This is a genomic window from Salinispora oceanensis, from assembly GCF_000383575.1.
Classification (GTDB): Bacteria; Actinomycetota; Actinomycetes; order Mycobacteriales; family Micromonosporaceae; genus Micromonospora; species Micromonospora oceanensis.
Window position 1 is genome coordinate 1615657 of sequence record NZ_KB911579.1, and the last position, 12313, is coordinate 1627969.

At 70.0% G+C, this 12313-nt stretch carries 12 protein-coding genes; 2 read left to right on the plus strand and 10 right to left on the minus strand.

What is annotated here, in order from left to right; genetic code table 11:
- Positions 1 to 9: 9 nt before the first annotated feature.
- From SALPAC4_RS0107465 to SALPAC4_RS0107515, 10 genes are all read right to left on the minus strand, one after another.
- Positions 10 to 1365: a glycoside hydrolase family 55 protein gene (locus tag SALPAC4_RS0107465; protein WP_019869782.1), complete on the minus strand. Its 1356-nt coding sequence runs from the start codon at positions 1363 to 1365 to the stop codon at positions 10 to 12.
- A complete protein-coding gene (locus SALPAC4_RS0107470; RefSeq protein WP_019869783.1) occupies positions 1362 to 2600 on the minus strand; it encodes a hypothetical protein in 1239 nt (412 codons plus the stop codon). Before SALPAC4_RS0107470 ends, SALPAC4_RS0107465 begins: the two co-directional genes overlap by 4 nt.
- Positions 2597 to 3817 carry a hypothetical protein gene (locus tag SALPAC4_RS0107475; protein ID WP_019869784.1) on the minus strand — a complete coding sequence of 407 codons (1221 nt, stop codon included), beginning with the start codon at positions 3815 to 3817 and terminating at the stop codon, positions 2597 to 2599. Before SALPAC4_RS0107475 ends, SALPAC4_RS0107470 begins: the two co-directional genes overlap by 4 nt.
- Entirely contained in the window at positions 3817 to 4872 is a 1056-nt protein-coding gene (locus SALPAC4_RS0107480; RefSeq protein ID WP_223874718.1) for a glycosyltransferase family 4 protein, read from the minus strand. Before SALPAC4_RS0107480 ends, SALPAC4_RS0107475 begins: the two co-directional genes overlap by 1 nt.
- The gene (locus SALPAC4_RS0107485) at positions 4872 to 5849 is read right to left on the minus strand and encodes a glycosyltransferase (protein WP_019869786.1); all 978 of its coding nucleotides are present in this window, start codon (positions 5847 to 5849) and stop codon (positions 4872 to 4874) included. Before SALPAC4_RS0107485 ends, SALPAC4_RS0107480 begins: the two co-directional genes overlap by 1 nt.
- Positions 5836 to 6906 carry a glycosyltransferase gene (locus tag SALPAC4_RS0107490; RefSeq protein WP_019869787.1) on the minus strand — a complete coding sequence of 357 codons (1071 nt, stop codon included), beginning with the start codon at positions 6904 to 6906 and terminating at the stop codon, positions 5836 to 5838. The genes SALPAC4_RS0107485 and SALPAC4_RS0107490 overlap by 14 nt, the downstream gene beginning before the upstream one ends.
- Positions 6906 to 7859 (minus strand): hypothetical protein, encoded by a 954-nt coding sequence (locus SALPAC4_RS0107495; RefSeq protein ID WP_019869788.1) that lies wholly within the window; start codon positions 7857 to 7859, stop codon positions 6906 to 6908. The genes SALPAC4_RS0107490 and SALPAC4_RS0107495 overlap by 1 nt, the downstream gene beginning before the upstream one ends.
- Before the next feature lie 166 nt (positions 7860 to 8025).
- Entirely contained in the window at positions 8026 to 9411 is a 1386-nt protein-coding gene (locus tag SALPAC4_RS0107500; RefSeq protein ID WP_019869789.1) for a DEAD/DEAH box helicase, read from the minus strand.
- Between the two features lie 278 nt (positions 9412 to 9689).
- Positions 9690 to 10466 carry an anti-sigma factor gene (locus SALPAC4_RS0107510; protein ID WP_019869790.1) on the minus strand — a complete coding sequence of 259 codons (777 nt, stop codon included), beginning with the start codon at positions 10464 to 10466 and terminating at the stop codon, positions 9690 to 9692.
- Positions 10420 to 11028, minus strand: a complete 609-nt coding sequence (locus SALPAC4_RS0107515) for an RNA polymerase sigma factor (RefSeq protein WP_019869791.1) — start codon at positions 11026 to 11028, stop codon at positions 10420 to 10422. The genes SALPAC4_RS0107510 and SALPAC4_RS0107515 overlap by 47 nt, the downstream gene beginning before the upstream one ends.
- A 230-nt stretch (positions 11029 to 11258) precedes the next feature.
- Between SALPAC4_RS0107515 and SALPAC4_RS0107520 the strand changes: the two genes are divergently transcribed.
- A complete protein-coding gene (locus SALPAC4_RS0107520) occupies positions 11259 to 12089 on the plus strand; it encodes a DUF4397 domain-containing protein (protein WP_019869792.1) in 831 nt (276 codons plus the stop codon).
- The gene (locus SALPAC4_RS28090; RefSeq protein WP_019869793.1) at positions 12086 to 12211 is read left to right on the plus strand and encodes a hypothetical protein; all 126 of its coding nucleotides are present in this window, start codon (positions 12086 to 12088) and stop codon (positions 12209 to 12211) included. The genes SALPAC4_RS0107520 and SALPAC4_RS28090 overlap by 4 nt, the downstream gene beginning before the upstream one ends.
- Positions 12212 to 12313: the final 102 nt, after the last annotated feature.

Consider the following 12313-nt stretch of genomic DNA (forward strand, 5'->3'; position numbering starts at 1 on the left):
GGCTGCCGGTCAGCCCTCTCCCGCCAGCACTCGCACCGTGCCGTCAGGAAATCGGACGCAGAGCTGCGTGGCACCGTTCACCTCGCGGGCGAACATGCGGACCGAACCCTCGCCCGGCGCGTCCGGAGTCTCCTGGGCCCGCAGGTCAAATGCGGGTCGCACCACGAGATTCTTGCTGGGGTGGCTCAGTCCGTGGGTGACGGCCACCTGTGAATTCGATGCTGGCTCTCCAATCCACCCACGCCCGGTGCCGGCGACACCGGGCAGACCCGGCTGCGAGAGGGTGGCTCGGATGCTCGACATCCCCCGGTCCGCACCGAAGTCGATCGCGGCCGTGGCGCAGTTACGGATCTGGGTGTCTATGGTGGCCGAGGCGGGTTCCTCGGGTTTGGCGCCGGCCACGAACTGAATACCTATCTCGGTGCCCGGGCCGGCGTGGTTGGCACCCTGCACATAGCCGGCCAGCCAGCGGCAGTCGTTGCGTGAGATACGCACACCGACCCCACCGGCCAGGTCGGCATAGCAGTTCACGCATCCGATGCCCGACGCGGCGAGCTCGAAGGAGACGTCCTGTCGGATACCCCAGGCATGGCAGTTGACCATGAGGGTGCCGTAGGAGTTTCCGGCCAGATGAAAACCGGTACCGGCATTCTGGAACGAGATGCAGTTGAGAAACATCGAGTCATGCGGCCCGGTGAAGTTGATGCCGTGACCCCCGTTGTCGTGGGTACGGAGGCCGGTGATCCGTGCTTCCATCTGGTGGGACGGGGCGGGTAGGTCGGCGGCGGTACCCCAGTCACTGACCACGCCGTCGGCACCACAGTTGAAGACGGTGAGGTCAGCGAGCTCGTAGCCGTACCCGTAGAGGCGAAGGCCAAAGCCGACCGGATTGTCCTTCGCGCGGTTTCCGTCCAGGGTGAGGTCACGGATGCTGAACATCGTGCTGCCAGCGTTACTGCGACTTTTCGTCTCCTGCTCGAAACGATCGGACTCGAGGATGGCGGTGTTCGCTCCGGGCGCCAGTCGGAGCACGGTGGCGTCACCGCCGGAGCCGCGCAGGTGCACCCGGGAGTACAGGATGAGCCGGCGGGTCAGGTACGTGCCCGGCGGAAAGAAGACGATGCCGCCGGTAGCGCGGGCGGCATCGATCGCCTGCTGCAGCCCGGCGGTGTCGTCGGTGGTGCCATCACCCGTGGCGCCGAACTCGCGCACGTCGTAGTCACGGCCTGCGGACGCGGCATCGCCCCTGCCGTAGGCCAGGGCTCCGACTCCACTGACAGCGAGGACGGCGCCGACCGAGGCGATGGCCCGGCGGCGAGGCAGGGCGCCACGGGCTGCTCTGGCACCGGGCAGCTCGGGATTCATCGCTTCTCCTGTGGCTGACGTGGCCGGACGAGAGTAGGGGAGGGAGCCCGTGGCGAGGGTAGCTCTGGGGGCCGCGCCGCCGGGTCGCCGGTCAGCCGGAGCCGCAGGACGAACCACGCTACGACGAGCAACTCGCCCACGGCGAGCAGCAGGAACAGATCACCGGTGGTATGCAGCCACAGCAGCGCGACGACCAACGCCGTGAAGGTGATCGCCCGGGACCCAATCGCAGAGGCGAGGTAGGTCGCGGGCGTCGAATAGATCATGTGTCGAGTGGAGAGCCAGGTGGAAACCATCAGCGCCGCCTTGTAGGCGCAGTAGAACGCCACCGTGCCGAGACTGGCGGCGGCGAGGGCGTCGGCCAGTAGGCCACGTACGTCCGGGCTGGTGACAACGGTGGCGGATATGCCCACCAGCAGCACCACGGTTAACAGCCGAGCCCCGGTCCGGAACCGACTCCCTCGTCCCACGACCAGGTCTTCCCGGGTAGTGGCCGCGAGCGCCACGTGGAACGGACCGAAGGCCAGGTCCATCGCGCGTAGCACCACGATCGCGTCGGCGCCGGCCAGAACCCCGGCGACGGCGGGCAGTGCGATGACGTACAGCAGGTCAGCCGCCGCCGCCACACAGTAGGTGACGCCGAGTCGTACGCCGGTCAACGGACCCGGCCGGATTCGCTCGGCGTGCGGCTGCCGCCGACTCAGGGCCCAGGCCAGCACGGCGAGCTGGGCGGGGACGGCCGCGACCTCCAGACGTAGGCCCGCGGTCGCGAATGCCGCCGTGGCCAGCGTGCCGGCCGCGACCAGCTGCGGCACCAGGTTGGCCCGGCGGCGAGACCGGGTTGCCGACATCGACCAGAAGAGCGCCTCGATCGGAAGTTGCAGCAGCACCGGCAGGACGACCAGGAGTCGGTCGAAGATGCTGCTCTCCGGGAATGTCACGGAGACGGCCGTGAAGCCGATCGCGGCGACCGGCAACGTCACCACTGCTGCGGTCCGCGTCGCCCACGCTTCGCGGTCCCAGCCGGCAGGAACGATTCCGGCCGACTGCGGGCGGCCGATCAGGGCCTCGATGAGGGTGTACGGAATGGCGAGCAGAACACCCTGGAAAGCCACGAAGGCGACATGCTCGCTGTCGAGCCAGGATGCCAGCAGGAATACTCCGACGTTCGCCAGCCTGGTCATCACCTGTACGGACAGCTGCGACTGCTGGAGCCGCCGGAGCAACGCGGTCATGACGAGGGACGCAGCGCGCGATAGCCGAAGAGGATCAGAATCAGCATCGCGGCCGTGAACTCCCAGGAGTCCAGGGTCAGGGAGGCGGCGGCCAGGCCACTGACGAGCGCGATGGGCATGACCAGCTCGGGCCGCCGAGTGGAGGCGCGCGCGAGCCACACCAGTGCGAAGACCGTCGCACCGACCAGCAGCACCATCACCACGGGACCGAACTGCAGGCCGATGTTCAGGAAGTAGTTGTCCACGAACTGCGGCGGCGAACTGGCCACCCGGGAGTAGGACGCCCCACCCGCGGCGCCGATCCCGTCACCGAACAGTGGCGCCGCCGCCAGTAGGTCACGCCAGACCACGAAGCGCTGGAACAGACTGCTGCTGCCGCCCGCCCCGATCAGCACGAACATGCCGGCAGCCCCAGCTGCGATCAGTCCCATGAGCGCCATGGCCACCAGTCGCCGGCTCCGGGAGCGGGCGTGCGGCAAGATGAGCGCGCCGGCCAGGCCCCCCACCACGAGCAGAGCGCCGGACCGACTGGTGCTCAGCATCAGACACAGCACCGCCGCCGCAGCGGCCAGGTGCCACAGCACCGCCCGCGGCCGCACCCGGGGGGTGATCCAGCAAGCCAGGTAGCCGAGCAGGTACGCCCCAGCGAGCATGCCCAGTTCGGCATTGACCTCGGTGAGCCCCGGAACGCGGAAGACGCCGTCAATGTAGCGGACGTTGTGCTGCGGGCTGAACCCCCAGCGGACCAGCGTCGCGGGCCCGATCAGCACCTCCGCCACACCCGCCGCGGCGTTCGCGATGACCAGTACGGCCACTGCGGTGAGCAGCCGCGACACAGCGCCCGACATCAGCGCGCCGACAATCACCAGGAACGCCACCGGAATCAAGATCAACCGTAGGCCGGTGACGGTCTGGGCGAGGCCGTGGTGGGCGACGCCGATGGCGCTCCAGACTGTCAGCACCAACGCTGCGGCGGCACCCACCTCGACCCACCGCACCGGCAGGCCCCAGCCGTGCCGCAGCACCGCGGTGACCGCCAGGACACTGGTGATCACGGCGCTGGCCAGACTGAAGGCCCAGGGCCGGCCGTCAAAGAGCAGCCAGGACAATCCCTCGAGCGGAAGCGGGGCCATGCATGCCACGAGGACGAAGAGCAGTCCGTACTCATGGACCGAAGCCCAGCGGGACGGGGTACGGATCGCGGGTTGTTCGATCATCATCGTGCCTCGTAAGCGTCGAGCACCTTACTGACGTGCTCATCCCAGTCGAGTTCCCGACCATCGGCGGCCGCGGACTCGGCCATCCGAGCGTATTCGGCGGTCGGCATTTCGGCAGCTCGGCGCAGGACCGCGCGGAGCTCGTCGGCTCCGTTGAAGAGCAGCGTGGAGCTGCCGGCGGCCATCACCGGCGGCGCGTGCGCGCCGGCGATGATCGGACGGCCAGCCATCAGGGCCTCCGCGCACACCAGGCCATACGTTTCCTGCCTGCTGGGGAACACCAACCAGGCGGCTCGGCCGAACGCCTCGCGCTTGCCCGCCTCGTCGAGTCGGCCCAGATACCGCACGTCCGGTGCCGCGGACTCGACCCGCTGCCGCAGCGGTCCTTCCCCGGCCACGAGCAGGGTCCCCGGGCCGTCCCATGCGTCCAGCAGCAGATCGAGACCCTTGTGGGCGCTGAGGGCACCCAAGAACAGAAACGTGGTGGGGTCGCCCGGCAGCCAATCCCGCCGGTTCCAGTCCAGCGCCACGGCGAGGGGCACGATACGACTCGACGGGTGCCCGACAGAACGCGCGCTTCGCCGTACGGTGTCACGTACCCGTTCAGTGGCGTACAGCAGCAGTACGCGCCGGAAGCGCCGCAAGATCCACGCCGAGCGTGCCCGCAGCAACACGTCCAAGACCCGGGAGCGCCCCAGATTCAGCATCGCGTTGTTCGGATCCACCACCGCGTGGTCGTGCACCGTGTGCACGGTCGGGTAGGCGCGCGAGATGCGGGCCACCGCGGGCACCCCAAGCCCCTGCCAGTTGTGCACATGCACCACGTCAGGCGCGAAGTCGCGTAGGTCGCCCGGGCCGAAGCCGGTCGGGTCAAGCAAGTCCGCCACGTGTACGGCGGCCTTGCCCGGCAGCCAGGCCGAAAGCCGCCGGCGATCCGCGGCGGTGAAAATGCGCACCTCGTGCCCGCGCTCGCGGAGGCTGCGGCTGAGGTCATCAACGTAGAGCTCGGCACCACCCCGGACGGCGAACGAGGCGTGCACCATGGCGATCCGCATCAGGGCCACAACCCTCCGACGAGTTCCGCGGTGGCCTCCCGCCAGGTCCGAACGGCGGCCGGATCCGGCTTTTCCAGCTTGTGAAGCGCTTCGACCAAAGCTTCGGCGGTCCAACTTCGCATCCGGATCGCGGCACCGCCGGTGGCCTCGTGCAGGGCGGGGTCAGGCGAGACGATGGTGGGGGTACCCAGGGCGAGCGCCTCGGCGGCGGGCAGGCCGAAGCCCTCGAAGTGACTCGGCATCAGGAATGCGGCGGCGCCGGCCACCGTCGCCGCGTACGCCCCGTCGTCGAGCCGACCCAGGAACACTGTCCGTCCGCTGACGTCGGAGAAGTGGCGGGTACCGCCGGTGAAAACGACCAATGTGTACCGGGGGTACGCCCGGAGCGCCTCGATTGCCAGCTCGACGCCCTTGTGCGGCGCGTGTCCGGCCACCACGACGTACTCGGCGGGCAGCACCGGCGGTACGCCCGGGCTGGGCAGATCACTGCCCGGGTGCCAGACAGCGGCTCGACCGTCGTCCACGTTGTAAAGACCCAGCAGGTCGTGGCGGGTACGGGCGCTGACGCACAGCAGCTTGGTCGAGCGGCGGATCGCGGTGGCGTAGCTGACCCGGCGGTACTCGCGAACGGACCGCGACAGCCCGCGCGGCCAGAGCCGGAACGCGAGGTCATGCACGATCGTGGTGACTGGCAGGCGAGCCCCGGCGAGCGCGAGGGACGGGCTGAGCGACAGGATCTGACCGTGGCGCTCCCGGCGCAGGGCGCTGGTCGCGGCGGCGATGGTGCGCGCGCGGCCCCCCGACTGGTGGCTCACCACGATCTCCGCCGGCCCGTGGAAACCCGGCGGCGCCCCGACGAGACGGAGGTCGTGGCCGCTCGGCCAGTGCCGGACCAGCTCGTTGAGGACCCGAGTGATGCCTCCGGGCCCGACCCCACTGCCGTCCAGCACGGTCAGCCGACGCTCAACGGACGGCATCGGTGATCCACCTCATCATGTGCTCGGCGAATCGAGCGGGGCCGAAGCCCTCCGCGTGCCGCCGGATCCGGGTCCGGTCCAGGTCCCGGAGGCACCCCAGCAACCGGGCGTGAACCCGCGGGTCAGACGATTCGGTAAGCAGACCCGTCTCCCCGGGCACGACGGTCTCCAGCAGGCCTCCCCGAGCCAGTCCAACCACGGGAGTGCCGGCCGCCTGCGCCTCGACCGGAACAATGCCAAAATCCTCGTGAGCGGGGAAGAGCAGGGCGGCAGCGCCCGCGTACAGCTCGCGCAGCCGCTCCCGGGAGGGGCGTACCTCGAATCGGACGTGGGGTCCGGCCCGCCGGCGCAGGTTCGCCTCGTCCGGGCCAGACCCCGCCAGGACCAGCGGCATCCCGGCCTCAGCGGCAATATCGATCATCAGATCGAACCGCTTGTACGGGATCCACCGCCCGACACCGAGCAGGTAGTCGCGGTCGCCGTCCGGCGCGGCACCGAAGTACTCCACGTCAACCGGCGGGTTGATCACTACTGCGTCCCGGCGCCAGAACCGACGAATTCGGTCGCGGACCTCCACCGAGTTCGCCGCGTACGCGTGCACGTGACGCCCACCCCACCGGTCTACTCGCCGCAGCAGCGCACGGGGCAGCGCGAGGAGCGGGTTGGCACCGCGCCCGTCGAAGTCAGGGCTCCACACGTACCGGGCGGGGGTGTGCACGTAGCTGAGGTGGCGGGTACGCGTGGGATGGCCGAGCTTGACCGTGTGCGCGAAGGCGTGGCTGGACGAGATCACCACATCTGGGCTGGGTCTACCCGCGGTGCGCCACACCAATGGCATCACCGGAAGGGCGAGTGCCTTGGACCGACTCAGCGGCGTGCGGGCCAACCACGTCTCCCGCAGGCCGGTACTGTCGGCGTCCGGTTCGGCCCACAACACGTGCCGGGTCGCGTGGGGGATCAGCTCAGCGATCGCCAGGAAGACGTTCTCCGATCCGCCGACGGCACTGAACCACTCGTGGACCACCGCCACCGACCGATCGGCGAGCAGGTCCGCCATCAGCTGTGTCGCTGCCAAACCGCTCGCAGCGAGTCCCACCCGCCACCGAGACTGTCGCAGAGTACATCCACATAGACAGCCGCATCGGTGTCGTCCCGGTTCCACCAGAAACCACAGAGCGCCGGGGCATCGCCGGCGGGGGTGGCGTACTCGACGTACGTGCCCGGGGAGTCGGTGGCAACGCCCAGCTTACGGCCGGGCTGATCGGCACCGGCGAGGATGCTCCCGGAGTTCAGGGCGAGTTGCTTCCGGTAGTCCAGGTCGGCGGCCTTCGCCTCGGCCGACTCGTACGCGACGAAGTGCAGGTACATACCGCCGTCGCGGCACAGCACATGGGAGCGCTGGCCGACGCCGAGCTCCGGGCCGCCGGTGTCGGTGTTCGCCACGCAGCCGCTCATGTCGGCGAGCCACGGCTCCGCCAGGGGGAGCAGGTCACTCGGGAATTTTGCGCGGTTGGTGGCGACCAATTCGGACAGCATCCCCGGCTGCGGGGCGGCAGCCGGGCCCGGGTCACGGTCGGGGGCGGTCGCCCGGCCAAGGAAGAACGCACCGACCCCGGCAACCAGCGCACCGGCGAGGACACCGAGGAGCAGGCCGCGCAGGAGATTTCCCCGCTGTGGGGGCGGAGATGGCACGATCCGTCGCTGCAGTCCGGGTGCGGCGAGCGGCGCCGCGGAGAACGAGCTCGGCTGCGTGCTCAGGCCGTACTGGTCTTGCCCATACGGGTCACCGCCCGCCGGCCCAACTCCCGACTGCGTGCTCAGGCCGTACTGGTCCTGCCCATACGGGTCACCGCCCGCCGGCTGGTTGGCCTGCGGCCAGTAGGGCGGTGTGGATGAGGCAGGAACGTCGCGCTGGTCGCCCGGAGCGCCTTGCGCGTGCCCACTGCCGGGCGAGTGCCCCCGTTCACTGGCCGCTTCATCAGTCACGAGCGGCACGATATCAGCGCCCATCGAGCATTCGCGGGCCCGGTGACACGGCCGTCATCACCTTACCGGGAATCCCACAAACTCCCTGTCCGTAAGGCCCCCAGCGAAATCTACAACACAGTGGACGAAAGGTCGATCCCGCCGACGAGCGAACCCGACCTGCTCGGCGCCGGGCTTCGCCCGACCAGGACTACCGTCCCGTTTGGCGCGCGCGCGGACGGGCCCGGGCAGAGAACGCCGCCGCACCGGATCGTCGCGGGCCAGATCGGGTCGAGGTGGTTGGGGTCGGCTTGCCGCCGCGCTGACCCGGGCCGCCGGCAGTGGGTCGCCCCTCGTGCCGTGAACCACCGGAGGGCGGTACGGGCGGGGGGACCAACCGCCGTTCGCCCGGGGCGATCTCGCGAAGCAGCGCGGCACCCGGCCGTAGGCGGGTGGTGGTCGCGGTGATCCCGGCCTTGCGGGTCAAGGCCCGCACCTCGGCCACCTGCGCGTCGGTCATCAGGGTCACGACGGTTCCGTCCGCACCAGCCCGAGCGGTACGGCCCGAGCGGTGCAGGTACGCCTTGTGCTCCACCGGCGGGTCGGCGTGTACGACCAGCGCCACGTCGTCGATGTGGATGCCCCGGGCGGCGATGTCGGTGGCGACCAGCGTGTGCGCCTCCCCGGTGGCGAATGCCCGCAGATTCCGGGTGCGGGCGCCCTGGGCCAGGTTGCCGTGCAGTTCGACCGCGCTGACCCCAGCTGCGGCCAGCCGCCGAGCCAGGGTCTTCGCACCCCGTTTGGTACGGGTGAACACCACCGTACGGTTCGACGTGGCAGTCAAGTCGACCAGCACGGCGAACCGGTCCTCGGCCTGAACGTGCAGCACGTGGTGGGTCATCGCGGCGACCGGCGACAGCGTTGAGTCGACGCTGTGCACGACTGGTTTGGTGAGGAACCGCCGCACCAGGACGTCAACGCCGGAGTCCAGGGTCGCGGAGAACAACAGCCGCTGCCCGCCGCGCGGGGTGCGCTCCATCAGCCGCCGTACGCCGGGCAGGAAGCCGAGGTCGGCCATGTGGTCGGCCTCGTCGAGGACGGTGATCTCGACGGCGTCCAGGTGGGCGTGTCCGGCTTCGACGTGGTCGGTGAGCCGTCCCGGGCAGGCCACCAGGACATCGACCCCGGCTTTGAGACCGGCGATCTGGGGCCGGGCAGCGACGCCACCGAAGATGGCCATCGTGCGAAGCGACAGCGCCTGGGCCAGGGGCGCCATTACGCGGTCAATCTGGGTGGCCAACTCGCGAGTCGGTGCGAGGATCAACGCCCGGGGACGCTTGGCCCGACGGGGCGTCGTGGTCGCGGCCAGGCGGGTCAGCACCGCCAGCACGAAGGCATAGGTCTTACCCGAACCGGTACGACCCCGGCCGAGCACGTCCCGCCCGGCGAGCGCGTCCGGCAGGGTCGCGGCCTGGATCGGGAACGGCCGTTCCACCCCGGCCGCAGCCAGCTGGCGGGTGAGCGGGTCGGGCACGCCGAGGTCGGTAAAGGTCGGCGTGTCGGGCAGGCTGTTCTGGCACGGGCGGCTGGCCGCCATGAAGGCTCCGAGGGTTGAAGGGGGCGTCCCGCCTGGCGCTGACCGTTGTGGTGTCGGCGAAGGAGGTCAACGCGGGGTCAAGCGGCAGCTGCGTCGCAGCGCGCGACGTGGGCATCGAGCCCGTTGCCATGTGGGAAGGGCCGCAGGAGCAGTCTACTCGACCCCGCTACCGAGACGTGCTGCCCGCTGCACCCAACCGCGATCATCGACAACCAGCTGATGGTCGGGCACCGCTACCGCCGCCTGGGTCTCCACCTTTACCACCTGCGGTGGAGAGGTCAGCCCGTCAGAGTGCCCCGCACCAGGCTGTCGCCGGAGTGGGCGGTGTTGTTGTCGTACCGCTCGGCGGAGATGTCCACCACCGAGTACCGCTCGAGGTCGGCGTTCGGGGGCAGCGGCAGCAGCGCGTCGGTGTCGCCACCGAGCACCCCAACCGAGAACATCTCCATCGTTCCGGGGTCGATCAGCCACACCTCGTAGTAACCCGACACGTCGGGAAGATTCACCACATGCAGGTGAAGACGTCCGTTGTCGAAAACCCGGGCCTCGCCGTTCACCTCTGGCGGGGTCGCACCGAACGCCGCGAGCGACGCACTGGCCCGCACCGTCTGCTGCTGCGGCGACGCGGGCTCGGGCTCCGTCCCGCCCAGCACGGCGACAGTGCCCACCACACCGAGGACTGCGGCCGCCGCTGCGGTCGCGACCGTCGTCATCCAGCCCGACCAGCGGACCCGCTTCCGCACCGATGGCGACAGGACCCGCGCGGGTGGATCGTCGGAGGTCTCGGGGGCGGTCACCGGCCGACGCGGCTCCACGAGCGTCGGCAGCTGCTCGGCAGCCCGGATCTCCGCGACGATGCCCTGCCACAGGTGGTCCGGGGGCCCGGGTAGGTCGTGTAGACCCTGCCCCTCGGCGCCCAGGTCGGCGACCCGCCGAAGGTTCTCCAACTCAGACCGGCAGTGCTCGCAGCCCTCGAGGTAGGCGCGCTCTCCGTCGTCCGGCTCACTCTCACCGAGCGCCAGAAAGACCAGCCGGTCGTGGTCCAGGTGCTGCACCGTCCACCTCCCATCTGCGTTTCAGGCACTGCATGCCGCGCCGGATGTGACTCTTCACCGTGCCGAGCGGCACCCCGGTCATGGTCGCTATCTGATGGTGGGTCAGGTCGTCGAAGAACGCCAACTCCAGCATGCGTCGTTGCTCGCCGGGGAGGCGCGCCAACTCGTCGGCCACCACCAGTCGGTCAACCACGGTGTCCGGGTCGGAGCGGGGCGGGGTCGGGTCCGGATGCTGACGCACCGTCTCGACCACCCGAGCCTCCCGGGCGGAAGCCCGAAGCCGGTCGATCACCTTGCGGCGGCCGATGCCGAGCAGCCAGCCGATCAGGGATCCCTTCGTCGGGTCGAAGGTCTCCCGCCCCAGCCAGGCGGCGACGAACGTCGCCTGCGTCACGTCCTCGGCGTCGCTGCGGTTCGACAGCGTGCTGACGGCCAGGTGCAGCACCGCCCGACCGAAACGGTCATACGCCTCCCGCAGTGCCGCCTCATCGCCGGCGCGGAAGCGGGCGGCCAGGTCGTCCTCCGGTGGCCCCGGGGGCTCCTGTGGTGCCGCCGCCGTCACCGGACGGGTCGCCTTCTGTGGGGCATGCCTGACTGTAACCCCCACAGCCCTCGCCTCCCTCCCCTAGCACCTGTCTTTCGCAGGTCTGTTCGTCGACTCAGGCACTCGTGGATGCGGCGACGCCGAAGAAAACAAAGTTTCCTCCGGCCGCATCCGGCTGGTGTGGAGCCGACGTAACCCGTTTCGTACACCGAGCCTGACTAATCAGCACCAATCACCAGGAGGCAGACATGCAACGCTCGTACTTTCGTCAGGTAGCCGCGGGCGGCGCGGTCGCCGCGCTGACGTTCGCCGGAGTCGGCGCGCTCACCGCGGCCCCGGCGTACGCGGCGACGGCCGAGGTCTCGGTGGTCCACGGCATCCCGGACACCCCGGTTGACGTGTACGTCAACGGGGAGAAGACGCTGGAGAGCTTCGCTCCCGGCGACGTCGCGGGCCCGCTGAGCCTGGCGGCAGGCGCGTACGACATCGCGCTGACCAAACCGGGCGAGCCGGTGGCCAACGCGATCCTCACGGTTGACGACGCGGAGGTGCCGGGCGGAACCAACATCAGCCTCGCCGCCCACCTGGATGCGGGCGGTCAGCCGAAGATCACGCCGTTCGTCAACGACACGTCGAAGGTGGACGCCGGCAAGTCCCGACTGATCGTCCGGCACACCGCTGCCGCTCCGGCGGTGGATGTCCGGGCCGGCGGCGCCCCGGTCTTCACCGAGCTGACCAATCCGAACGAGGCGAAGGCGGACGTGGACGCCGGCAGCATCAGCGCCGATGTCGTGCTCGCCGGCACGGAGACCGTCGCGATCGGCCCCGCCGACCTGGACCTGGGTGAGGGTACCGCGACGATCGTCTACGCGACCGGCTCCGCTGAGGCGGACAACCTCGACGTCGTGGCGCAGACCATCACCGGCCTGCACTCCGCCCCGGCCGGGGTGCCCAGCGGCTCCGGCGGCCTGGCCGACACCGGGGCGAGCACCTGGTGGTACCTCCTGGCCAGTGCCGGCGCCCTCCTACTGGTCGGCGGGGGAACTCGGGTCGCCACCACCCGGAGGAACAACCGGTGACCGTGCGCAACCGCGGGGCGCTGGCGGCGGTGGCCGCCGGCGCCACCGCCCTCACCGTCGCCGCTGTGGTCGCCGTTGCCGCTCGGCCCGCGACGGATTCAACAGGGTGGCGCATCGGCTGAGGCCCGCGTGAATACGGCGACGTCGAAAGACAAAGCTTTTTTCGGTCGCATCCAGCTTGTGTGGAGCGAGCGTAACGCTCTTTACCAGCTAGCCTGACCAAT